Raw genomic sequence first — 22,628 nt, forward strand, 5'->3', positions numbered from 1 at the left:
TGAACCTCCGTACGGAGGGAGCCACCGGGCAGTGGTACCTCCACCCTGACGGCTCCTGGGCAGTAGTGGAGTCGCGCCAGGACGGCACGGTTCGGGCCATCCAGAGGGGTCCCCGACCCCTCTGGTCGCAGCTGGAGGCGGCAGCCTCCACGTGGCACACCAACGGCCCCGGGCATCGACCGCGACGGCCTCACGGCGACCCCCAACGTCAACACGGTGTGGCTGGACAACCCCGGCGACCATGTCGGAAGCCTCGCGGCAACCTGACCCCACCCAACGCCACCGCCCCCTCCTCCGCGTCCAGGAGAAGGGGGCGAAGTACTGCCCAGCGCCGGTACGGTGCTGCCGTTGCCCGACGGAGGTACGCACATGGACGACGAACCCCTTGCCCACTGGGCAGCACGGCGCCAAGGCCGCCTGCGCAAGCCCGGCGAACTCAAAGCGATCACCCTTGGCACCGGCCCCCTGCGCGCCGCCCACCTGGACCCCGACGCCCCGCGCATGATCCTGGAGTGGGACGGCTTCGCCTGGCAGCCGCTGACCACGGTGCATAACTACGCGGCGGCGTGCCAGATCCTCAACCCTGCCCTCGCCCCTCAGCAGTCCACACAGCCGGCACCGAAGAAGCAGCCCGGTCGACACCGAAAGCCCTGACCCCGAACACTCCAGCCCCCGCCTTCGGCACGATCTCACGCTGTTGGAGACCGTGTGGCTGGCATGCCTGGAACTCCACCCGCGCCTTGCCCTCCTTGGCATTCCGCCCTGCTGGGCCTCGGCCCGAGACAGAATAAGACGTACGGGCGAACGTCCCCAGTTCGCGCTCGGAGGGGCCTCACCTCGGGAAGCCGCGATGAGGCCCCAAGTGGCTCTGCGTAGTGTTCCGACTCTGTGGCGTCCGGCGCGGAGACCTCGGCTCAACGGTCCCCGTCGGGCTCGGCCTCGCCGGACCGCGGGGAGTTCATTGGCCAGCGCGCCGAGGTGTTCGTCGAGGCCGTTGGCGTACGGCCGTACACCCCGGGGTACGTCCGGGCCAACCACCGGACCAGTGCTCACCGCCGGTCAGGCGGGCGAGGTACCGAACGGGTTGTCGATGACGTAGCGCCACAGGCCGTCCGGACCGCGCCGGGTGACGTCCGTGGCGGTCCCGGCCAGCAGGACGGCGGCGCCATCGGGGCCGGTGCCCTCGATGCTCCAGTCGACGATCAGCAGTGCGAGGTCACCGGCCGCGTACGTGTGGCGGGGACGCACTTCGATCGGCAGTCCCAGCGCGAGGAACTCCGCCGTTTCCGCGGCGAGCGCGGCGCCCGTCAGCGGGGTTCCGGGGCGTGGGACGAAGACGGCGTCCGGCGCGTACACCTGGGCCACCGCCGCCGGGTCGCCGGTGTTGAAGGCCGCGGCGAAGACGGCGGGGTGTTGCCGGGGATCGGTTGTCAGGGCGACAGTGGGCGCATGATCGCGTTCGATGTTCATGGCCACAGCCAAGCCGAGGCCGAAATGGGTCACCAAACGGAAAGCCACGCCGGCCGGTGGGACGACGAGCTGGTCCCAGACGTCGCCGGGCGTTCCCTGCGTCCGGAGCCACACTGCCCGGTTGAGCTGGCCCTCGCGGCGGTGTCAGGGCGCTGGACCACGCTCGTACTGCGGGAACTGATGAGCGGACCGCTGTCGTTCGGGGCGCTTTCGACCCGACTCCCCGACATCAGCCCGAAGGTGCTCACCGAGCGGCTGCGGACGCTGGAGGGGCAGGGTCTCGCCGTCCGGGAACGGCTGCCCGGCTTTCCCGTACGCACCCGCTACGGTCTGACCGCGGCCGGTGCGGCCCTGCGGCCTCTGCTCGTCGAGCTGTACCGGACCGGGGTGGAGCTGGCGGAGACGGGGGCAGGGGTGGGGGGCCCGGCCCCGGGAGGGCTCGCGATCCAGTAGGGGAACCCGGAACCAGAGCTTCGCCGCCGGGAGAGCAGCGCCATCTTCCTCATGGACTCACCGGCAAGGCATCGGCCAGCGATGGGCCACCGGGCGGCGGCCCGAAATTTGCCCCGTCGAGCACCGTGGCGCGCCCGCCCTGATCACCTCCGCGATGCGCTGCATGCGCTGGGGGTTGATCACGTTGGCATCCTTCACCCAGACTGCCCGCTCCACCTCCCGACGGATCGGGGGCGGCCCCGGCGACCGCCGGACGCCCCGTCAGCCGTGTGGCCCATCCCGCTGGCCGGCCCATCCAACGCCTCCAGGCTCAAGGTGTTGCGACGACCGGTTGAATCCGCCTGTCTGCCACTGCCCCTCGTCCGTCCTTGATGCCGTCCGACAGCCCGCACCCGGCGAGCAGCGCGCCGGCCACGGCCAGCGCACAGGTCAGGCGAATGGTCCGTGTGATGCGCTACTGCTGTCACACCCGCCGTGACACGCGGACCATCAACTGGGTGACTGCTCAGTGGCCGCGGGTGGTGATGTCGCCGTAGGACGTGGTCGCGTGGATGGTCAGGCCTGCGGCGGCGCCGTCGGTGTTGGTGAGTGCGTTGTTGATGCGGCCGTAGGCGGTGGCGGCGTCCAGGGAGGCGGAGACTCCGCGGGCGGCGCCGACCGACACGTCGCCGGACTCGGTGCGCAGCGTGAGCGTGCCGTGCACGGCCTCGGTGATGTGGATGTCGCCCTTCTGGGTGCTGATCCGGGCGGGGCCGCCGAGGCGGCCCACGCAGATGTCGCCGGCGAGGAGGGTGAGGTGGGCGCCAGCGGTCTCGTCGAGCTTGACGGTGCCCTGCGCGCCGTCGAACGCGACGTCGCCGAGCCGCCCGACGCCGTGGAGCTCGGCGGCGGCCGTCTTCGCCTGGACGCCGGAGCCGGCGGGCAGTTGGACGGTCACCTCGACCGATCCGGAGGGACCGAGGATCTGGTTCTTCGGTGCCGCCGCCTCGATCCGCAGGACCGCGTCGGCGTACTCGACCGTCGTCTGCTCCGCCGCCTTCACGTCACGGGCCTTGGAAGGGTCCGCGGGCAGGATCTCCACGGTGGTGTCGGCCCGGTCCGCGGCGATGAATCGGATGCGCCCCGCGGGGATGTCGAGGACGGCGGCGACCGGGGCGGGAGTGTCGAACTCTGCATTGTCTTCTTTCTTTCTCTCGCAGCGCGACCTCGGTCGGCCCACTGTTTCTGATAGACGAAACGCTACGTTGCATTCATAAATTCAACAACAACGCCGTTGCGTGAAATCGCTATGCATGCAGGTAGAAGCAGGGGAAAGCGTGGCAACGGATTGGAGTCTAACGCAACAATCCCACTTCATCGTTGCAATGGACTGTCGGTGAACGATACGCTGGACACACCACGGACAGAACACACCAGCCACGTCCGTGGGCTGGAACGCTCCGGAATGGTCCGTTACGCCTACTACCTCTCAGCGAGTGCCGACGTCATCAACGCAGGCAGTGACCAGAACCCGGTGGACCTCCTCCAGGGCGGTCGCCCGGTTCCACCGCAGCGACGGCAGCGCACCGCCGCTCCCCGGCGGTCCGGTCTCCTTCGGGAACAAGCCCTTGACCATCCATCACGTGGCGATGTGCCTAGGCAGGGTTACATCGCCGAGGCTCCGTACGCTGGCGGCCACGTCCAGATCTCCGCGCTCTCCTCACACGGTGACCACCACGGAGCCATGCGCCTCCACGGCCCGGGAGGGGGTTCCCCGAACCGCCTGGCGCCCAGCCGCGGGTCAACGCACGTATGGGTGGGGAACCAAGCCGAGCAACTCCGAGGGCGGCCCGAGCACCGGGCGGCCGTTTCCAAACAGCGCCATCAACGTCGACAACACCACACGCATTCGTGACTCTCATTTCAGTGGATTCGGGTCCCGGGACCAAGGCCCGGGGGTCAAGCACAGGGAGGACCGTCCAGGGTTCGAAGCGGATGCGCTCACCGAGCCCGGGGCAGTTCGCGGGTTCCCTCGGCTCCTGGCACGGATCTTCGAGACGGATGTCGGTACGGAGATCAGATCGCCGGTACGTCGAGCTGGAACTCGCGCGTGCGCCGGTAGGAGCGGAAACCCAGTGCGCGGTTGACCGCCAGCATGTGGACGTTGTCCTCGGCGTTGTCCGTCTCGATCTCAACGACTCCCGGGTGTTCGGCGCGCAGCCGGCGCACCATCGCCGCCTTGACCCACAGCCCCAGCCCGTGGCCGCGGTGCGCGGGCACGACCGCCGTGTCGTACTGCTGGGCCCGCGGCGGCGCTCCCTGGGGGAGCAGGATCTCGGTGTAGCCGGCCATGGTTCCGTCGTCGTGGACGGCGGCGATGGTCAGCAGGGTGTCCCCGCGGTCGGCGATCACCTTGGCCATGGCGCGGACGCGGTCGGCGTCCCAGTCCACGCTGCCGTAGTCCAGGTCTCCCGTGGGCATGTCGTTCATCGCGTTCTTGGCCGCGGCGAAGGCGTCGGCGAGGTCGTCGGGAACCGTTCCGGTCCAGCCGGTCAGCCGGTACCCGGGATGCCCGGGACCGGCGGCCAGGAGTACGGCCGACTCGTCCAACCGGTCGAAGTGCAGCAGCAGGTGATCCAGGCTCAGCACCCGTCGGAAGCCCCATCGTTCGCAGAAGGCTTCGCCCGGGCTGTCGGCCGGAGCTTCGACGATCAGGCTGCGACGGCCCTCGGTGCGGCAGGCCGCCACGACCGCCGACAGCAGGAGCGAGCCGGCTCCCAGGCGCCGGTGCGCGGGGTCGACGTGGAGTTCCAGTTCGGCGAGGTGGTCCCGCCCCGGGGAGGCGAACAGCCGCAGACCCGCGACCGCGACCGGGACGCCGTCCGCCCTGGCGGCCAGCCAGGTCAGCCGGTGGCTCTCCAAGGTGGGCTTGGTGAGCTGGGCGTGGACCTGCCCGCGCCCGGGAGGCGGCACTCCCGGCAGGTCGTGAGCCATCGAGGCGGCGACTACCTGGTGCCACGCGGCGGCGTGGGTCACCGAGACGCGATGGAGCGGAACGACGTGGACGTGCTCGGACAAGGTGACGACTCCCGCGATCGATGGAACCTGATGCACGGAAAGCTATGGCGGTCTGACGGTCCGGCACATCGGTCGGCATGACTTAACGCGTTGATCGGGAAGGCAGGATCGTTAGGTAGGTTGACCCCATGCTGTACGGGCGAGGGACCGAGCAAGACCAGATACACCGGATGCTCATCCGTGCCGGCGACGGTGCGAGCTGTGCGCTGGTGATCCACGGTGAGGCCGGAATAGGCAAGACGGCACTGCTGGAGTACGCCGCCGGGCTCGCGGGCCCCGGGCGGGTGCTACGGACGGTGGGCATCGAATCGGAGATGGAGTTGGCCTTCGGCGGCCTGCACCAGCTCCTGTGGCCCGTCAGCAACTACCGGGACCAGCTGCCCGAGCCGCAGGCCGCTGCCCTGAACGCAGCGTTCGGCCTGTCCGGCGAGGCGGTGCGAGACCGGTTCAGCCTGGGGACGGCGGTGCTGACGACCCTGTCGCAGGCCGCGGGCAGCGGCCCTCTCCTGTGCCTGATCGACGACTCCCAGTGGCTGGACCAGGCATCCCTGGACGCTCTGACGTTCGCGGCCCGGCGGCTCCACACCGAGGGCGTGGTGATGCTGTTCGCCGTCCGGGACGGTGTGCCCGGCGGGCAGATCACCGGCTTGCCACAGCTACTGCTGCACGGCCTCGACCCCTCGGCCGTCGATGCCCTCCTCACCGACCGCGTCGCCGCCCTGTCGCCCTATACACGGGACCAGATCGTCGAGCAGGCACAGGGCAACCCGCTGGCCCTGCTGGAATTGCCTGCGGCCCTCACCGCCGAACAGCGTGCCGGCCAGCTGAACCCCGTCACCCTTCCCGCCGGGCTGTCCACGCCCTCCAGCCGGATCCAGGAGACCTTCCGGGAGCAGATTCGCCGACTGCCCGAACCCACCCGGGCCATGCTGCTGGTGGCCGCTGCCGACGACTCCGGCGACCTCGACCTCGTGCTGCGGGCATCGACCCGTTTCGGCGCCACCCTGGAGGACCTGGAACCGGCTGAACACGCCACGCTCATCCTGCTGACCGAGAACGCCCTGTCCTTCCGCCACCCCCTCATCAGGTCGGCCACCTACCAAAACGGCGCCCTGGCCCGGCGCCTCGCAGCCCACAGGGCGCTGGCCGACGCGCTGGACGAGGAGTCGGGCGTCGGCAAGCACGCCGACCGCCGGGCCTGGCACCTGGCGGCCGCCACGACCGGGGCCGACGAAGCCGTCGCCGCCGAGATGGTGGGCGTCGCGCAACGGGCCGGAGGCCGACAGGGAACGGCCTCGGCCTCGGCCGCTTACGAACGGGCGGCGCAACTGACCGCAGACTCCGCCGGACGCGCCCGGCTCCTGGCCGCCGCGGCCTTCACCTCGGCCGAGGCCGGGCAGTTCCACCGCACCGCAGCCCTCACCGACCACATCAACGCAGTCGCCCTGGACCCGGGAATGCTCGCCGACTTCGCCCGCGTCCGGGCCATCGTCGAGCTCGACCGGGGATCACCGGGCCAGGCCGCGCGCATCCTTCTCGAATGCGCTGACCGGATCAGCAGTTCCGCCGATCTGGCTCCGGTACTGACCGAGGCGGTCCAGACGGCCCAGTCCTCGGGCGACCGGCAGCTGATGGCCGACGTCGCCGCCCGGCTCCCCGACTCGCCGGAGTACGCAATGGCGAGAGCGATGACAGGCCCCCTCGACGCCGTCAGGGACACGATGGGGCATTCGCAGGCCGGGGAAGGGGAGGCCGGATTCGCCGAAAGGATCCTGGCCGGGACGTACGACCAGCTCTTCGCCGATCACGGTACCGCTCTCGACACCGCCATCGCCTGCGTACGCGACTGCCGGGCCCAGGACATGGTCGGCTGGCTCCACACCGCACTGCACCTGCTCGCCGAGACCCAACTGTCGCTGGGGCTCTACGAGGAGGCCCGTACCGCCGCCACGGAGGGGCTGGCCGTCGCCGAGCAGTTCGGCCGCCGCCACCGGGAGACGTACCTGCGTGCAACCCTGGCCACGCTCGCCGCCCTCCAGGGCGAACAGGAGCGGTGCGTCGGCCTGAGCGAAGCGACACTGGACTACGCCGATGCCCATGGCATCGAACTGGCCGCTGCCCACGCGCACCGGGCCCTCGGCCTGCTCGACCTCGGCCTCGGCGACGCCGGGAACGCGCTCACCCACCTGGAAGCGGCAAGATCCCGAGTGGGGCACCCCACTCTGGCGGCCTTCCTCCTTCCCGACCTGGTGGAGGCCGCGATCCGGGCCGGGCAACGGGAGCGCGCGGCGGAGCCCGTGGCGCTACTGGCGCAATGGGCGCAGGCCGCACACCAGCCCACGGCGCTCGCCCTCTCGCGTCGCTGCCAGGCAGTGACCGGTCCCGAAGACGAGGCCGAGCAGCACTTCACGGCCGCCCTGCACCTGCACGACGCGGGCACCACCCAGCCGTTCGAACGAGCCCGCACCGAACTGCTGTACGGGGAATGGCTCCGTCGCGAACGGCGCCGGACCGATGCCCGCAGCCACCTCCGCACCGCCCTGGAGACATTCGAGAAGCTCGGCGCCCAGCCATGGACGTCCCGAGCCCGCACCGAACTCCAGGCGAGCGGTGAGACCGTGGATCCCGACAGCCGTCCGAACGCGCTGCTCGGCCGGCTCAGCCCGCAGGAACGGGAAGTCGTACGACTCGCCGCCACGGGTGCCACCAACCGCCAGATCGCCACCCAGCTCTTCCTGAGCCCCCGCACCGTCGGCCACCACCTCTACCGGGCCTTCCCCAAGCTCGGCATCACCACCCGCACCGAACTCCCGCAGCTCCTCCGCCAGGACCGATGACCCGGCGGACCGCTACCGAGGCCTTTCCGACCTGACCGTGGGGCTGTGGTGTTGGCCGGTGCGGGCTGTACGGAACGACGAAGCTCCTGGTAGACGGGTTCTCGACCAAGATCACCCGTGTCCGCCAGGAGCGTCGCGTGCTCGTCTATCCGTCGTCGATCGATCTGTCCAGCCGTACGCTGCGGCACCTGACGGAGCGGCTCGCAGTGCGGCAACGGGAGATCGGTACGCGGTGGCGACGACTGCCCGCCGGCCGTCAGGCCCTGCTCGCCCTGGCCTACCTGCGGTGCGGCGACACCTACGCTGAGCTTGCCGCCGGGTTCGGAACCGGCATCGCGACCGCCTACCGGTACGTCCGCGAGGCCATAGAAGTCCTGGCCGCTCTCGCACCGACCCTGGCCAAGGCGATGGAGACGGCCCGGACGAAAGCGTTCGTGATCCTGGACGGCACGCTGTTGCCGATCGACCGGATCGCCGCCGACACCCCCTACTGCTCGGGAAAACACAAGCGGCACGGCATGAATGTGCAGGTCCTCACCGACCCGTTCGGCCGACTTCTCTGGGCACCACCGGCCCTGCCCGGAGCCACTCACGACCTGACCGCGGCCCGAAGCCATCGCATCGTCGACGCGCTTGCCGCCGCGGGACTGAAGTGCTGGGCGGACAAGGCCTACCAAGGCGCGGGTCAGGACATCCGAGTCCCCATCCGGGGCCGTCGGCTCAAGCGCTGGAAACGACGGCACAACAGCAGTCACGCGAAGATCCGCTGCGTCGGAGAGCAGGCCGTGGCCGTGCTGAAGGGCTGGCGCCTCCTGCGGAAGCTCCGCTGCAGCACGAACCGGATTACCGACATCGTGAAGGCAGTCCTCGTCCTCCACCACGCCTCAACACGAGGTTGGAAAGGCTCACTCTGACCGAGAGATGGACAGCACATGCCCAAGGGTTTGAGAGGAAGTTGGTACCGAGGAGCGACTCGAACTGTCCGCGGGTTTCGGCAGCGCCTGTGTCAGCGGGGCTACGTTTCGGGTGCTCTTACTGCCGGAACTTCGGCTCCTGGGACCGTCCTCCACCTGCGTGAAATCCGGAGCAGAGCAGGTTGAATGCCTGGAGGGCCGCCGAGGCGACGGCATCGCGGGCGGGCACGGGCGGTTTGCCGGACATGATGTGTCGTCGGAGCTCGCGCAGTGCGGCGCGGTGCGTTCCGGCGATGGCTCCCGCGACGAGCACGGGCAACGGGTAGCCGGCATCGCCGGGTGTGTCTGCGGCGTTCGCCGGATGTTCGGTCAGAGCGGTCGCCAGAGCAGCTTCGATGCGTTCGCCGATCTCGCGTTCGCGGGCGCGCAGGGCCGGGCTGTCCTCGATGATCTGCCAGAACGCGGGCGCTCCGGGCTGGAGTCCGAGCATGGGGTGGTCCTGCCGCAGGGCGGAGAGCAGGTCGTCGCGGACGGCCTCGATGGGGCAGGTTCCCGGGGTTCGGTCGCGTACCAGGGCGGCGAGGTGGTTCTCGACCTCGGCCTGGCGGTCGAAGAACAGGTCTTCCTTGGCGGGGAAGTAGTTGAACACGGTGTTGGTGGATACGCCCGCGTGCCGTGCCACCTCGGCGACCGTGACCTGGTCGAAGCCGTGCTCCAGGAACAGCGGCAGGGCCGCGTCGGCGATCGCCGTGCGGGTCTGCTGCTTCTTGATCTCACGAAGGCCCATGCCCCACATGATAGTGTCACCACAAATTTGGCGTGACACCAAGATTTTTAGGGGGGCTTATGACCATGACCTTCGGCATCTATCCCGGCGGCATCCTGGGCGACGACCAGGGCATCATCCATCCGGTCCGACCGGACGAGCCGGACCGCATCAACGAGGCCCTCGACGAGCTCCAAGGCGACGCGGGCACGCTGACGGTGCGCGCCTACCGCTCGTTCACCGCCACCGTGACACCGCCGCCGCCAACGCCCGCCGATCCCCGTGCCTGCCTCCAGCGCGGGCGCACCCTGGACCTCGTGCTGCAGTTCCGCGAGCCTTCCGGCGATCTGGACGGCTGGCCGGAGTTCGTCCGCGAGGCCGTCCGGACCGGCGGACCCGAGCTGGCATCCGTCCAGATCTGCGAGGAGCCCAACCTCAACCTCCCCTCCGTCGACGGCAGCACCCCCAACGTCCTGAACGCGCTCGCCCAAGGTGTCATCGCCGCCAAGCAGGAGGCCCGCTCCCTCGGCCACCCTGTCGTAGTCGGCTTCAACGCCGTACCGACCTTCGACCCGTCCGACACCTTCTGGTCCGACCTCGGCACCCTGGCCGACGCGCGCTTCCGGCAGAGCCTGGACTACGTCGGCCTGGACTTCTTCCCGGACGTGTTCCGGCCCGTCGCCGCCGACCAGTTGGCAGGCGCGGTCACCGCGGTCCTCACAGCGTTCCGCCGCGTCAGCCTGCCGCAGGCCGGCATCCCGGACACCATCCCGATCCGCGTGTGCGAGAACGGCTGGCCCACCGGCCCCGGCCGCGCCGAGGAGCGACAGGCCGCCACTCTCGACGCCGTCATCCGGACCGTCGCCGGCCTCGCCTCCGACCTGAACATCGACGGCTATTCGCTCTTCGCCCTGCGGGACGCCGACAGCAACGCCGAAGGGCTCTTCCACCACTTCGGCCTGCTGCGCGACGACTACACGCCCAAGCCGGCCTTCGCGACCTACAGGCAGCTGATCAAGGAACTGGGCAGCCCGCCGGCCACCTCGGCTCGGTGACGCTGCGGCCACCAGGAGACGCGGTGCTGTCAATTCTCAGGTGAACAGAGCCACGCTGACGAACGATCTACTCCGCGGATTGCCGACCACGACCAGCGTGAGTGCCCCGAGGACCGGCACACCAGCCCTTTGACCTGCAACTTCAAGTTGGCGGGTACTCGCTCCCGAGGCGATGCCGTGCACTCGCGAGGGAGTGCTCTGCATCGTCGGTGCGCATCGGCGGCATCGAGGGCGCTCAGCAGCTGGCGGCCGGGCCGTGCTGCGGCCGGGCTGCAGGGGATGGTGCGCCCCCTGGTCGTCCTCGCGCACCGGGCGCGGTGCGGGGGCCTCGTCGTGGTTGGCGTACCGCTGTCTGAGCGCTCGGCCGCGGTCGAGCACCGTCTGCGGCCAGGCGGTCCGACTCGGCGTCGGTGTCGGCGTCCGGGAACGGCACGAGGAGCTGCTCGGGCATCGCGGCCTGCTGGTGCGCGGTGACGTCCTACATGGCCCGGCCGGTGCGGCCGGCGGTGCGTAGCTGGGCGGCCAGCATGGTGGAGGCGATAACTGCGCGGCCGTAGCGCAGCGGCACGCGCGGGATGTCCCAGTCCTCCAGCGGTAGCCGGGGTTTGTCGGGGTCGCCGGGGCAGGCCGGTGGCTGCTGGTCCGGGTCGGGTGCGGCTGTGGGCTGCCGCCGACGGGTCGGCGGCGGGTCGGTCAGGGACGGGAGGTGTAGAGGCGGTGGTCCGACATGGGGCCACACACGGTATTGGGTTCGCTGATGTCCACGCAGTGCGTGGCGAGCGCGGCGTCCACGATTCGTCCAGGCCGGGATCGCGGCGGGCCGCGGAGCACGAGGGCGAGGTGGCGGCGGGCCTCGGCGAGCAGATGCCGGCGGTGGAACCATCCGTCGCCGTTCATCACGAACACGATCGCGGTGACGTCGATGGCCGCCAAGGCGACGTCGACGATCTGGGCGACCCGGGCCCGGATCGCGACAGCAGCGGCGCGGGCGCGCTCGAGGAGGGAGTCGATGACGTCGGCATTCACTCCGGAGTTCAGGATGGCGTTCTTCTTCCACCACACGCGCAGCTGCGCGAGCGGCTGGGTCTTCCGCTTGGCGCGGGCGGGTCTTCCTCGCCGCGATCCGGTCCAGCTTGGTGCGAGCCCGTTCGGAGACCACGGACAGGAACTTCGGCTCCCCGTTGTCGTCGACGGCGGTGACGTACGCGCGCTCCAGGTCCTCACGGCACGCTTCGATCCGCTCACCACTCCGCGCGGTCCAGGCGATCAGCTCGTGCGGGATCCCCGGCGATCTCCATCACCGGCCGGCGCCCGGCGCTGACCGTGCGCGGCTCGGTCGCCACCCCGAGCACCTCGCAGACCTCGGCAGCCACCACTTCGTTGTAGAGCGCGGAGGCGGCGACGGTGTTCTCGAAGAGGACCTCGGAGCGGACCAAGCCTGTAGGTTCTCGATTCCGATGTCCTCTGGCACGGCACTGACCAGCGCCGATGCGGGCAGCGTCACGTGGTGTGCCTGCGGGTTCGTCTCACTTCCGTATCCCTTTCCGCACCCGTCCCCCGGCAACCGTCGTGCGGATGCCGGGGGAGGGCGGCCGAGCGTTACAAGGCTCGTCAGGTAAGTCGGCCGCGTATCCGCCAGAAGGAAGCCGCGGCCAGCAACCCGGCGAGTACGGTGAAGAGCGCGGTCTCCGTCCACTGGAAGGTCCAGTAGCGGTCGGCGGGATGCTCGGTCACCTCGACGTGGATGTTCTCCTTGGCCAGGCAGGCCGGCATGTTGCCAAGGACTGGTTGTTGGTGCAGTCCTGGTACCTCGCGCAGGCGCGGGAGTGGCTGGAGACCTGGACGGATGTGTCCGGAGTCGAAGGCATCCTGGTCAAGGGGAAGGACCAGCGCTACCTGCCGAACCATCGGGGGTGGACAAAGATCCGGCGCCGGGACACCACCGAGGCGCGGTCATCGGCGCTATCACTGGCACACTCCCCCGCCCCCAACTCCTCATCCTCGGCCGCCACGACGCGGCGCGCCGACTACGGACCGTTGCCAGGCGGTGCCGCTGTGGCCGAATCAGGCCCGCCAGGTCGGCGAGCACCTGGCCGCCACCGACCACGGACACCCATGGGAGGACGTCCGGTTCGCAGCGTCCTGGCGGTCCCGCGACATGCTGGACGCGACCCTGGCCCACCCGGACCTGGTCGCGGAGATCAGCGCCGACCGATTCATCGACCGTGGCGGGGTCTTCAGGCACCCCCTCAGGTTCAAGCGACTGCGCCTGGACGTGGGAGTACAGGACGTCCCGGCCTTGGAGCAGGGGCCTGTTGCTTCAGCCGGTTGATATCCCCCGCGGCACGAGATGAGGTGTCGCGGTAGTGGGGCGCATGAGGGCAGCCCTGGGTGGCACACGAGCTTCCTCACCCGATGTGGGGCCCCCTTCGCTGCGCACGACCAATAGCCGGTTTCGCATGGGCAGCCGCCCCAGCCCCCGGGTCCGGACCCGGGCCCTGACGGACCGGTCGCTGCTGGCCCACGACGTGGTCTGGGCGGCCGCGGGAACCCCGCACTCGGTGTTCCCGATGGCCCCGCAGGACCTGATCACTAACGCGGGCGCCACGCTGACCGACGTCCGCGAACGCTGACCGGCCGCTCCGGTACAGCCCCGCCCTGCAGTCCACGGGACGGGGTCCACGTCAGGAGGCGGACAGCACCGCCGCCACGATCGGTCCCGCCGCGTCGCCGCCGTGGCCGCCGGCCTGGACCATCGCCGCCGCGGCCACGTCGTCGCTGTACCCCGTGAACCAGCTGTCCGGGCTGCCCGCTCCGTCGACCTCGGCCGAGCCGGTCTTCGCGCCCTTGTCGCCGCCGACCGAGGACATCGCGCCCGCGGCCATACCGCTGGTCGCCGTCAGCCGCATCATCGAAACCAGCTGCTGGCGCACCGACGGCTTCACCGCGCGCGCCGCGCTCGCGACCGGCCGGTTGTCGAGCTCCGGCGAGACCAGCAGGGGCTGGCGGAACCGGCCGCTGCGGGCCGTGGCCGTGATGTTTCCACGCAGTCCCCTCCCCCGGAAACACAGTTCCCTGAACACGTTCAAAGAACTTCAGGTGCAGACCTTACGTTGCACGAGCGAGCGAAGTACAGCTTGTTACCGGACGGGAACCCCTCGGATCCGGCCTTGCGCGGGCCCGTCAGGTCCCGGACCCGGCCCCGGGACCCGGCTGTCCAGCCGGAACCACCGCCGAAGCGGCCCGCCCACCACAGCAGCGTCGTCGTCGTCGTCCACAATCCACGGCCGATTGGTCACACCATCACGAACGGCCGATCCTCACACCAGTCACGGCCAACCAGAATTTCAACGTGCTCGTGATACGAGCTCTACGGGTCCAAGCGAAGTTCTGTGATGGACTGCGTGAACTGATCGCGAATAAGCGGGTCAACATCCTGCACTTTCTCACCTTGCTCCAGGTTCCCGGCTCCAAACGTTGTGGACAGGTATGGAGCGGCTGCCGACGTCGCCTCCATCGCATCAAGGCGCATAACGGTATAGGCGAAGGGAGTGTTTTGACTTCCGCTTCCAAATGCCGTGGGCATGTACGGAGGGGCCGGAGTCTTTGTCAGCATTGCATCAAAGTGCACAATTGTATGCGCGAAGGGTTCGTCTCCCAACTCCTTCCTGGCCAAGCTGGTGGGTGCAAAATCTGTTCGCGTGCAGACATTCGGTGCCGATGGGGCTGGCGCGCATGTTCCAGGATCCAAATCTCCGGTAGGCGTAGACATCGAAATGTATGCCGTCAGTCGAACGATGGCCTGCCCGCTATCACGTGCGTCGAATACGAACGAGGAAGTCCGCGTTTCTCCTGGAGCCAACGACTCTCCGGTGGCCAACAGGTCGTCGAAGCTGAGCAGTGATGCAAATTTTCCAAAATGCCTACGGTTTGGCTCCGATAGATCCAACGTTGCGCTTGCATCTTGAGCGGTCATTCCCTCCGCCGACTCTGCTCGGTGCCCTGAGACTACGTAAATGGCGCCGAGAGATTCCGCTGGCGCCGCCCCGTTGTTTTTCAGCGTTACAACACCTCGCACCCTGGTGGTTCCGCGCGAGGAATTGATCTTTTCCAGCTTGGTGGAAATGTCAACTCTAGGGCGTTCGTGTACAGGCTTATAGAAAGTCATGTAGGACCACTGCGCAAATCCCAGAAGTGGAAGCAGGGTGCCCAGCGCCACCCAACCGAAGTTCACGTGACCATATACTGCAGCACTCACCAGCATCACGACGATGCACACAAATAGGGCGAACGCGAGTGTCAGCCATTCCATGTCGAGAGTCGGGCTGTGTAGGTCGATCCAGATTGGAATGAATAGCATGGGCAGAGCAGCCGCCTGCGATAGCAATACGATTGGGTAATGCCAGGGATTTCTATTCGTGACCCTTGGCGCGGCGCTTACTCCCGGACGCCGTCGCTGCTGGTTGCGTGCGGCCCGAATGGCGGCAGTAATAGCTCTCGGCCTGCACGCCTGATGAGCGTTGCGCGGCAGGTATTGGCGGATTCTTCGAATAGAGCTGGCGAGAGGGCTTCCTGGGTACATTTGGAGCAGTGCAACGACATTGAGGGCTACAATTAGGAACCTGAGGAGTGCCGAGATAACCTGCTCCTTTCCGTAAACTCGTACGTCGTAGATTCCGCTCCACGTGAAGAGGGCGACTTCGGTCAGGAGCATGGCTACGAGTAGCCCAGAGAGGAACCAATAGCGCACAGGTGTCGTCTGCTTGCTGATCATGCAGGCCCATTTCAGTTGTTGATGTTAAGGAGCTGGTTGCGCACAGTCCGCAGACTGGCGCCGGTCTGACGGGACCTCCCGAGCTGGCCCCGAGGGTGGAGCCGACCGTCACCCGTGGCCGTAGCCGACACGAGGCTGCCCCCGGCCATGGCGAGCGCGGGGTCCCCTCTGGCAGGTGGATCTGGCCGACGTGGGCGGAGGTAACGGGGGCGCGCGCCCCGCCCCCAGCGCGGGCGAGGCGCAACTGCGCGGTGCAGGTTCTTCTTGATCACGGCCCAGTGATAGTGGAGACGTACAGGCGCCCGGCCGCAGGCCGTGGAGCATCTCACCCTGCTGGGTGAGCCCCTTCACCGGAGAAACGATCAATCGCTGGCCCATGCGCAGGCCACAGCGGTGGCACCCCAAGAATGCTGCTCGTACGGGCCTGCTGTAGCGATGCCTCACCCTTGCGGGCGATGCGGACGACGATGCGTTTGCCGCGTGGCCATTTCCGCAGTTCAGGTATGCCGTAAGCATCGGCGTGCAGTTTCCTGGGCTTGAAGTGGCGGCCGCGCGATGGGGATCGCGTCTCGTTTGGTGACCGAGCATGATGGACTTCAGTGCCTGGCCATCGTGGGTGTTGGCGGCCGAGAGGCCGACGAGGAGAGGCAGCCCTGCCGCGTCCGACAGGACCTGCATCTTGGAACCCGGCTTGGCCCGGTCCAGGGGCTCGGACCTATGAGTTCGCCTTTTAGCCCTGATGTGAGCAGAGTCGAGGACCGCTGGGGAAAGGTCGAGCAGTCCCGCGTCGTCAAGCCGGTGGAGGATCTCTTCGTGGAGCCGGCCCCATACTCCGGCTCCCGACCAGATCAGGAACCGGCGGTGGGCTGTCTTCGATATCCCGAAGCAGGCGGCGGTGACCACCGCTGCCCAGTACGTAGATGATCGCGGCGAACAACGTCCCATCAGGCGCGTCCTGCGGCCGCACCCTCGAGGGCGGGATCAGCGGCTCCGCCATCTCCCACAACCCGCCCGGAACGCTCCACCCCCACGTACCCCGCCCCATGAACGCGGCCGAGTCGCCTGTGACCCGGCAGGGAAGGGCCGCAGGGCAAGGCGGGTGAACATTGGGCGATTCGTTGTCCCACAGAGGTGTGGTCGGGGGATAAGGACGAGAAGGATCGGCAGTCGGCAGGGCGGCCTCAGCGAGCAACGAGGGTGAGACATGGCAGTCATCGGCACCTGGAATATGGAGAACCTCTACCGGTTCGGTGGCCGCTTCGGGACCAAGGACGAGCCCGTGTACGGGGCAAAGCTCCAGGCCGACGACCACAACGACCCGACCTGCCGCATAGAACCCCGCGCCCTCGCGGTACACCTCGAACCCGCCCCCGGTCACTCCTGGACGTCGTGGCGTGCCATCTGAAATCCAAGCTGCGGTCCTTCCCCGACGGCCGCTTCAGCCCTCGCGACGAGGGCAGACACGCCCGCTACGCCGTCTACGCCCTGTGGTAGCGGCGCCGAGGCCGTCACGGTACGGGCCCTGGCCGACGAGCTCCTAGCCGGTGACGGCGAGGCCCGCGATGTCGCCGTGCGCGGCGATATCAACGACGAGCCGACTGCGGCCACGACCGAGATCCTCCTCGGCCCGCCCGGCCCCCAGATCGGCACCTCCGGCTTCGAGCGCCCCGACCAGGGCGATCAATCCCGTCTGTGGAACCTCCCCACGCATCCACGAAGACCAGCACCACTCCCGCATCCGCGCCGGCCAACCAGAACTCATCGACCACATCCTGGTCAGGCATGCCCCGATGGACCGCGGCGAGCACGCCTTCACCGGGCCCAAACCCCCCTGCACTCCGTCAGTGACGACCCCACCGCACGCCGGGACAAACCCGCCTTCGACCACACCCCCGTCCTCGCCACCCTCCGCTACCCCTGAAACGCCCCGCCGTAATTGGCGGACCTGCCAAGAGACGGAGACCTCCTGGCCGTCCCCGTCCAAGACGGCTGCCGGCCCGGCCGCTGTCTGCCCCTGTCCAGCGCGGAACTTGCGCCGGGCAGCCGACCTGAGCGGTCATTGCTCCGCTACCGCAGCGGGCGGGCACATACCGCACCAAGCAGCCCCATCGACACGACCACACCCCGGCCGTGCCGCTCCCACCGCATCCAGAGGATGACCCATGCCGCTCAAGAAATACGGTGTCCTAGCCGCCCGGGCCGTCGACCGGCGCCGCGAGGGGTCCAGCGATACCCCGCACTACCAGATCCACCTCACCGACAACGCCGGCACCCACTACCGGGCCGCCGTCAACGTCGAGTCACAGCAAGCACCCTCGGAGCTGCTGTACCTGGCCGACGACGACTTCCGCCACCCCGTGACCGAGCTGCTCCCGCCAGCAGGCAGCGGATGGACGGCCCTGGCGTCGCAGCCGGGGAAGGCCAGCCTGGACTTCATCCGCGGCAACCTGTTCGACCCCGCCTCGATGCGACTGCTCCCGCCCGATCTCGAGGGCGCCGACAACGACCTGGCCGACCTGCTCGACCATTACGTGCAGCGAGCCATCGCCGACCCCACCGCCGCCCTCTACGTCTTCGGGCAACGGTTCGGTCCCGAGGCGAACACCGCCGACAAGGTGTTCGGGTTCCGGCCCGGCAACGGCGTCCACGACATCCACATGAACCAGGGCAACAGCGGGCGCTTCCGCTCCGACAACGGCGTCTGGCAGGACGGCGCCATGCTTGTGCACCTGCCCGCCGAAAACCGCTGGGTCGCGGTCTTCCTGGCCTTCCAGTCCCAGGCCTGGCACACCGACGACACCACCGGCCACCCCATCGACACCGCACCACCCCGCCCCGGCCACCGCGAGGAACCCCTGCGGATCATGGCCGCACTGGTCAACCCCCCCGGTCCGGCACCCGAAGCCGAAACCGTCACCGTACTCAACGCCTCCCCCATGCCGGTCAACCTCCAGGGCTGGCACCTCGCCGACCGCGACCAGCAGACCCTCCCGCTCCCCGCCGGCCCGCTCCAGCCCGGCGCCACCCTCACCGTTCCGGGCGGCAACGGATTCCACCTCGGCAACCAAGGCGGCACGATCACCCTCCTCAACCCGGACGGCCTCAAAGTCCACGGCGTCTCCTACACCTCGCGACAAGCCGAACGCGAGGGACAGACCATCACCTTCTGAACACCACCAGCCCATAAGCCCCACCAGTGCCCTCGCGCGCCGACCAAAGCGACATGATCGGCGGGTGAGGGCGGTCTTCGCCCGGCTGTCCCGGAAACATGTCGGCCTCGGAGCGCTCCTTCACCCGCGTCGGCGAACCGGGGCGGCCTGACCGCTGGGCGCGGGTTCCGAAAGGCGAACATGTCCGGAATGCTTCGAGAAACCTTCGCCGAAGCGCCGCCGCGGTGCTTCCACGAGCGGCCATACCTCCTTCTTCCCACTCCACGGCATGCTCGTCTCTCTCAAGCGCACGACGGGCAGGAGCTTGCCAGGACCAGCCGTGCCGTCTCAGCAGCCGCCACACCGTCGCTGTCGACAGGCGGACGCGGAGCCGGCGACGGATGACCGCCTGGACCCGGACCAGGGTCTACCGCTGGCCCTCGAATCCCGTGAGCGGCCGGCCCTTTACCCAGCTCTTCTTCCAGCAGCGTGAACTGGCCATCCGAGATTCGCGGCGCGTTCGCGGGCCCGGAAGACCTCAGGCCCTTGAGGCCTTCTTCCCGCCAGGCCCGGCGCCAGCGTTCCACCGAACGCTCACCGACCCGTAACTCTTTTGCGATCACTGTGGTCTTCTCACCCGCCGCGAACCGCTCGCCGACCCCAAGCCGGACCCGTTCACGAGACGCCCGACGCTCAACGTTCAGGCCCCCACCCTGCGCATACCGCATAGCACCGGCCTACGGCAGGGATCACCACCCGTCACTACCCGACGCCAACCCGAGAACCTCAGTAACCGCCCCGGCCGCGGTCACCCGCCACCCCGACCACCTCGCTGTCCACGAGTGGCTGCGTAACTGAGAAGGGGGCTCTGGCACAGATCTTGGGGAGCGGTCGCGGAGGGTTGCAACGGTGTTCGAATGCGCTCGGTGATTGGCTACCCAAGGGCTCGGTAGTCAGGTAACGGATGAATCAGCCTGCGGTGTTCCGCTACGTACCGATCGCCGTGGATTGCCGGCATCGCCCAGTGCCACGCCTCGTCGTGAAAGATCAGGCCGCGGTACGGCGCCTCAGCGGTTCGTATGGGTATCGCGCGAGTGTTCCGCACCGCGGCTGCACTGCCGGGGCAGTTACGAAACTGTTGCCGGAACTGTGGGCTCCGGCACAGCACTCGCTCCCACAGCCCTGCTGGAGTCGGGTGGTGGCCTTCTTCCTCCTGCTTCTCGTCCCGGCCGGTCTGATCTTTCCGTTCGTCTTCGCGGGTCGGGCCGTTGGTGCTCTGGCCCGGGCCGGCGGGCCGCGGCTCGCCGACAGCCACGTCTGGCTGCGCACTGCCGGTTTCGCGCAAGCGGCGATCGCGTTGGGTGTATACGCCTGGGGCCTGCTGCACGTCACCGGCGCGGTGATGTCGGCAGAGGACGGCGGAACGAACTCGATCCCCATTCCGCCCTGCCGCACCCCAGGCTGGGAGCAGCGGGCGGAAGGAATCACCGGCTACCGGGTGGAGTACATACCCCTGCGCTTCGTGTGCGAGACCGACGACATCGGCGACTACACCGTCTCCGTCCCCGGCTACGTCAACCCGGTCTTCTTCTTCCTCGGTCTCGGAGCTGCCGTCTGCTTCACCGTTACAGCCCTGGATTCCGACGGCAGTCGCACGCAGGACGGCACCCGAGCCTAAGCTTGATCTTTAACCTCGTGTGTCATCCGACCTGCTGAGATCCGTGGTTCACCGGGGCACGCGGCACGGCCGCCCTCCACACTTCGAGATGTCGAGTAGCCCGCTTCTGCTGGCCGGTTCCGCGAGGCCCCCGTCATACCCCTGTGCGGGACAGGTGCGCGGGCGGCACCGCCGCCCCGCGGTGCCTGATGTTGACGGCCGCGGCCTTGGCCAGCGCCACGGGGTACAGGAAGGCAGCGGTCTGATCTCCTTCAGCCCAGCTGGTCGGCGGGCTGCTCACGACCATCCAGAACGCGGCTCAGGAATGGCCGTGCGTGTCCTCATTCTCCCGCGTCCGCACGCGAAGCGGCAGTCAATCGCCTGTGCACGGCGACACTTCGTTCCAGGTGACGTGGCGCTTGTCAGGTTGCATCCCAGGGGACTTTGGCCCAGGCAGTGTTGAAGACATCGGTCAGGACAGCACCGTCGCCGGAGAGGGCAACCTGGTCGATGGGGACGGGTGCCCCGCGTCGCCGATGGGGATGACGGCGTCGGCCAGCAGTACACGGACAGCCCAGAGCCCGGCGCTGGCCCATCGCGAGCAGGATGAGGGCGACGAGCCCTGAGGCGATGTCGCGGACGCCCTTGACAGTGAAGTAGCCGGTCGCGTTCCCGTGCGGCCAGGGGGTGATGATCAAACCCCCCGCCGTGCCGTGCGGGTTGATCAGGAAGTTCGCCCCGAAGTAGATGACGGCCGCGCCGATCAGAGCCGCGAGGACGGTGCCGGTGCGCTTCAGGGACACGGGGTCTCCCCTCGATCACGTGCGGTGCGCTCACTTCTGCTCGTCGTAGCTGATGTGGTGCCTGGCCGCGATGGGGTTGATCTTCGCGGGGTCCAACTGCCCGTCGGTGAAGACCGCAGGCCCCGCCTCGATCAGGTCCTCGACGTAGTGCTCCCAGCCTCCGGGAGATGAGATCTGCAGGACTCGGGGCGGCGGGTCGGAGGCGCGGCGCAGCGCGTGCGGGACGCAGCGGGGCAGCAGGGCGAAGGTCCCCTTCGGCGCCGAGTGCGTCTGCTCGTCGAACTCGATCTCCAGGATGCCCTCCAGTACGTAGATGCCCTCGTCCGCTTGGTGGTGGGTGTGCCGGGGGATGTCCTTCGCCACGGTCACCTCCAGCAGCGAGAACCTGCCTTCCGTGTCGTCGGTCATCGCCTTGACGGCGAAGGCGGGCGGCAACGGTATCCGGCCCGGCCGGGCGGCGCCCGGCTCCAGCAGGATGAAACGGTCTACAGACACGGGTGTAGCCCTCTCGCATGGCATAATCAAATCCGGAATCGGAATCTGATTCCGGATAAAGTTAGGCAGAGGAGTGGTGAGCTTGTCAACGCCGTCAACACCCCCTGGGCGCAAGCCGCGTGCCGACGCGGAACGCAACCGGGCCCGCGTACTGGCGGCGGCGTGCGCACTGTTCGAGGAACGGGGCGACGAGGTCCAGATGCCCGAGGTGGCGCGTGCCGCCGGGGTCGGCGTCGGCACCCTGTACCGGCACTTCCCCTCCAGGCAGGCCCTCGTGGAGGCCGCGGCGAGGCACCGGTTCGCCGAGATCCTGCGCCTCGCGCACGCCGACTGCCTGCGCGACCCCGAGTCGGGTCAGGGTCTGGCCCGGTACCTCCACCACGTCGGCCGGATCCTCTCCGAGAGCCGGGGGCTGACGGCCTCCGCCGCGGCGGCCCTGGGCACGTCGGCACCCGGCGGGGAGACGCTCGCGCAGCTCGAAGACGTGGTCGGAACCCTGATCGACCAGGGGCGGGCGGCCGGTACCCTCCGGGAGGACCTCACCGTCGGCGACGTCTATATGCTCGTCGGCGGCCTGTCCGCGGTCATCCGCACCGGCAGCGGCGACTGGCGCCGCTTCATCGGCCTCGCCCTCGACGGCATGCGCCCGCGCGGGAGCCGCTGACCGTGGGCGCGTCCCTCGGCGCGCTCGTCTTCTTCGTACGGGGCTTCGCGGCGATGCGCGCTGCGGCGGGTGGCAACCGGTTGTCCACCGTGGGGCTGTGGACCGGCACGGCGGGAGCGATAGCCGTCGGCGTGCAGTTCGCCATCGATATGGTGGTCGGGTTCCTGTCGGCGGATCGGGGCGCCGTGGACGAACTGTTCACCCAGGTCCAGGACATACCCGGCGTGCTCCCGGCGTTCTACGACTTCGGCCCGCTGCTGTTCTTCGTCGGCCAGCTGATCCTGGTCTCCCAGCTCGCCAAGCGCGGCGTGCTCAAGCCGTGGGCCCCGCTCCTGGTCCTCATCGACACCACCCTGCCCTTCGCCGACAAGGACCTCATACCCCTCGGAGCCGTCCTGCTCCTGGTCTCCTTCGCCCCGCTGTGGCGCACCCGCGAGGTCGCCGCCGAGCCCCCGGCCGACGCGAAGGTGCTGGTCTAGCCGCAATGCCGCTGACTTTGGGCTGATCTTGTCTGCAGCGTGTGGGGTCCGTAAA

22 protein-coding genes and 4 pseudogenes are annotated in these 22,628 nt (G+C 68.7%); 12 read left to right on the top strand and 14 right to left on the bottom strand.

What is annotated here, in order from left to right; all coding sequences use genetic code 11:
• The first annotated feature begins 369 nt into the window (after positions 1-369).
• Positions 370-654: a DUF6087 family protein gene (locus OG429_RS00585; protein ID WP_328923298.1), complete on the top strand. Its 285-nt coding sequence runs from the start codon at positions 370-372 to the stop codon at positions 652-654.
• Positions 655-1,059: 405 nt separating this feature from the next.
• On the opposite strand, the gene OG429_RS00590 is transcribed toward OG429_RS00585, so the two are convergent.
• Positions 1,060-1,470 (bottom strand): YybH family protein, encoded by a 411-nt coding sequence (locus tag OG429_RS00590; RefSeq protein ID WP_328923299.1) that lies wholly within the window; start codon positions 1,468-1,470, stop codon positions 1,060-1,062.
• 141 nt (positions 1,471-1,611) lie between these two features.
• Here OG429_RS00590 and OG429_RS00595 point away from each other — a divergent pair, with 141 nt between their 5' ends.
• Positions 1,612-1,923 (top strand): winged helix-turn-helix transcriptional regulator, encoded by a 312-nt coding sequence (locus tag OG429_RS00595; RefSeq protein WP_328923300.1) that lies wholly within the window; start codon positions 1,612-1,614, stop codon positions 1,921-1,923.
• 505 nt (positions 1,924-2,428) lie between these two features.
• On the opposite strand, the gene OG429_RS00600 is transcribed toward OG429_RS00595, so the two are convergent.
• Together OG429_RS00600 and OG429_RS00605 are read right to left on the bottom strand one after the other, a co-directional pair.
• Positions 2,429-3,142 (bottom strand): DUF4097 family beta strand repeat-containing protein, encoded by a 714-nt coding sequence (locus OG429_RS00600; RefSeq protein WP_328923301.1) that lies wholly within the window; start codon positions 3,140-3,142, stop codon positions 2,429-2,431.
• Positions 3,143-3,978: 836 nt separating this feature from the next.
• Entirely contained in the window at positions 3,979-4,980 is a 1,002-nt protein-coding gene (locus OG429_RS00605; RefSeq protein ID WP_328923302.1) for a GNAT family N-acetyltransferase, read from the bottom strand.
• Positions 4,981-5,108: 128 nt separating this feature from the next.
• Between OG429_RS00605 and OG429_RS00610 the strand changes: the two genes are divergently transcribed.
• A complete protein-coding gene (locus OG429_RS00610) occupies positions 5,109-7,817 on the top strand; it encodes a helix-turn-helix transcriptional regulator (protein WP_328923303.1) in 2,709 nt (902 codons plus the stop codon).
• Positions 7,818-7,954: 137 nt separating this feature from the next.
• Positions 7,955-8,731 carry a transposase family protein gene (locus OG429_RS00615; protein ID WP_328923304.1) on the top strand — a complete coding sequence of 259 codons (777 nt, stop codon included), beginning with the start codon at positions 7,955-7,957 and terminating at the stop codon, positions 8,729-8,731.
• Between the two features lie 118 nt (positions 8,732-8,849).
• Here the strand turns inward: OG429_RS00615 and OG429_RS00620 are convergent, their stop codons facing one another.
• The gene (locus tag OG429_RS00620; protein ID WP_328923305.1) at positions 8,850-9,518 is read right to left on the bottom strand and encodes a TetR/AcrR family transcriptional regulator; all 669 of its coding nucleotides are present in this window, start codon (positions 9,516-9,518) and stop codon (positions 8,850-8,852) included.
• A 59-nt stretch (positions 9,519-9,577) separates the two neighbouring features.
• Between OG429_RS00620 and OG429_RS00625 the strand changes: the two genes are divergently transcribed.
• Positions 9,578-10,552 carry a hypothetical protein gene (locus tag OG429_RS00625; RefSeq protein WP_328923306.1) on the top strand — a complete coding sequence of 325 codons (975 nt, stop codon included), beginning with the start codon at positions 9,578-9,580 and terminating at the stop codon, positions 10,550-10,552.
• 693 nt (positions 10,553-11,245) lie between these two features.
• Here the strand turns inward: OG429_RS00625 and OG429_RS00630 are convergent.
• The 3 genes from OG429_RS00630 to OG429_RS00640 form a co-directional block, all read right to left on the bottom strand.
• Positions 11,246-11,614: a hypothetical protein gene (locus tag OG429_RS00630; protein ID WP_328923307.1), complete on the bottom strand. Its 369-nt coding sequence runs from the start codon at positions 11,612-11,614 to the stop codon at positions 11,246-11,248.
• 179 nt (positions 11,615-11,793) lie between these two features.
• Positions 11,794-11,988, bottom strand: a complete 195-nt coding sequence (locus OG429_RS00635; protein WP_328923308.1) for a hypothetical protein — start codon at positions 11,986-11,988, stop codon at positions 11,794-11,796.
• Positions 11,989-12,163: 175 nt separating this feature from the next.
• Positions 12,164-12,325: a hypothetical protein gene (locus tag OG429_RS00640; protein ID WP_328923309.1), complete on the bottom strand. Its 162-nt coding sequence runs from the start codon at positions 12,323-12,325 to the stop codon at positions 12,164-12,166.
• A 274-nt stretch (positions 12,326-12,599) separates the two neighbouring features.
• On the opposite strand from OG429_RS00640, the gene OG429_RS00645 reads away from it, so the two are divergent.
• Positions 12,600-12,884, top strand: coding sequence for a hypothetical protein (locus OG429_RS00645; protein ID WP_328923310.1), 285 nt, complete (start codon positions 12,600-12,602; stop codon positions 12,882-12,884).
• A gap of 148 nt (positions 12,885-13,032) precedes the next feature.
• Positions 13,033-13,185 (top strand): annotated as a pseudogene (locus OG429_RS00650) (YbaK/EbsC family protein); the annotation flags it as partial.
• Positions 13,186-13,236: 51 nt separating this feature from the next.
• Here OG429_RS00650 and OG429_RS00655 read toward each other — a convergent pair.
• The 3 genes and pseudogenes from OG429_RS00655 to OG429_RS00665 form a co-directional block, all read right to left on the bottom strand.
• Positions 13,237-13,593, bottom strand: a pseudogene (locus OG429_RS00655) (penicillin-binding transpeptidase domain-containing protein); the annotation flags it as partial.
• Between the two features lie 329 nt (positions 13,594-13,922).
• Positions 13,923-15,326, bottom strand: a complete 1,404-nt coding sequence (locus OG429_RS00660) for a hypothetical protein (RefSeq protein ID WP_328923311.1) — start codon at positions 15,324-15,326, stop codon at positions 13,923-13,925.
• Between the two features lie 424 nt (positions 15,327-15,750).
• Positions 15,751-16,371 (bottom strand): annotated as a pseudogene (locus tag OG429_RS00665) (transposase); the annotation flags it as partial.
• Between the two features lie 159 nt (positions 16,372-16,530).
• Here OG429_RS00665 and OG429_RS00670 point away from each other — a divergent pair.
• Complete coding sequence (locus tag OG429_RS00670; RefSeq protein ID WP_328923312.1) at positions 16,531-16,731, top strand: hypothetical protein; 201 nt, start codon at positions 16,531-16,533, stop codon at positions 16,729-16,731.
• 132 nt (positions 16,732-16,863) lie between these two features.
• Here the strand turns inward: OG429_RS00670 and OG429_RS00675 are convergent, their stop codons facing one another.
• Positions 16,864-17,010, bottom strand: coding sequence for a hypothetical protein (locus OG429_RS00675; protein ID WP_328923313.1), 147 nt, complete (start codon positions 17,008-17,010; stop codon positions 16,864-16,866).
• Between the two features lie 478 nt (positions 17,011-17,488).
• Here OG429_RS00675 and OG429_RS00680 point away from each other — a divergent pair, with 478 nt between their 5' ends.
• On the top strand, positions 17,489-18,496 hold the full coding sequence (locus tag OG429_RS00680; RefSeq protein WP_328923314.1) for a DUF2278 family protein: 1,008 nt from the start codon (positions 17,489-17,491) through the stop codon (positions 18,494-18,496).
• A 201-nt stretch (positions 18,497-18,697) separates the two neighbouring features.
• On the opposite strand, the pseudogene OG429_RS00690 reads toward OG429_RS00680, so the two are convergent.
• Positions 18,698-19,203, bottom strand: a pseudogene (locus OG429_RS00690) (winged helix-turn-helix domain-containing protein); the annotation flags it as partial.
• Between the two features lie 470 nt (positions 19,204-19,673).
• On the opposite strand from OG429_RS00690, the gene OG429_RS00695 reads away from it, so the two are divergent.
• The gene (locus OG429_RS00695) at positions 19,674-20,153 is read left to right on the top strand and encodes a hypothetical protein (RefSeq protein WP_328923316.1); all 480 of its coding nucleotides are present in this window, start codon (positions 19,674-19,676) and stop codon (positions 20,151-20,153) included.
• Positions 20,154-20,554: 401 nt separating this feature from the next.
• Here the strand turns inward: OG429_RS00695 and OG429_RS00700 are convergent, their stop codons facing one another.
• Together OG429_RS00700 and OG429_RS00705 are read right to left on the bottom strand one after the other, a co-directional pair.
• The gene (locus OG429_RS00700; RefSeq protein WP_328923317.1) at positions 20,555-20,935 is read right to left on the bottom strand and encodes a DUF4267 domain-containing protein; all 381 of its coding nucleotides are present in this window, start codon (positions 20,933-20,935) and stop codon (positions 20,555-20,557) included.
• Positions 20,936-20,965: 30 nt separating this feature from the next.
• Entirely contained in the window at positions 20,966-21,430 is a 465-nt protein-coding gene (locus OG429_RS00705; RefSeq protein WP_328923318.1) for a cupin domain-containing protein, read from the bottom strand.
• A gap of 76 nt (positions 21,431-21,506) precedes the next feature.
• Between OG429_RS00705 and OG429_RS00710 the strand changes: the two genes are divergently transcribed.
• The gene (locus OG429_RS00710) at positions 21,507-22,094 is read left to right on the top strand and encodes a TetR/AcrR family transcriptional regulator (protein ID WP_328923319.1); all 588 of its coding nucleotides are present in this window, start codon (positions 21,507-21,509) and stop codon (positions 22,092-22,094) included.
• A 2-nt stretch (positions 22,095-22,096) separates the two neighbouring features.
• The gene (locus tag OG429_RS00715) at positions 22,097-22,573 is read left to right on the top strand and encodes a hypothetical protein (RefSeq protein ID WP_328923320.1); all 477 of its coding nucleotides are present in this window, start codon (positions 22,097-22,099) and stop codon (positions 22,571-22,573) included.
• The last annotated feature ends 55 nt before the right edge of the window (positions 22,574-22,628 follow it).

The sequence above is a fragment of the Streptomyces sp. NBC_00190 genome (assembly GCF_036203305.1).
Taxonomy (GTDB): Bacteria; Actinomycetota; Actinomycetes; order Streptomycetales; family Streptomycetaceae; genus Streptomyces.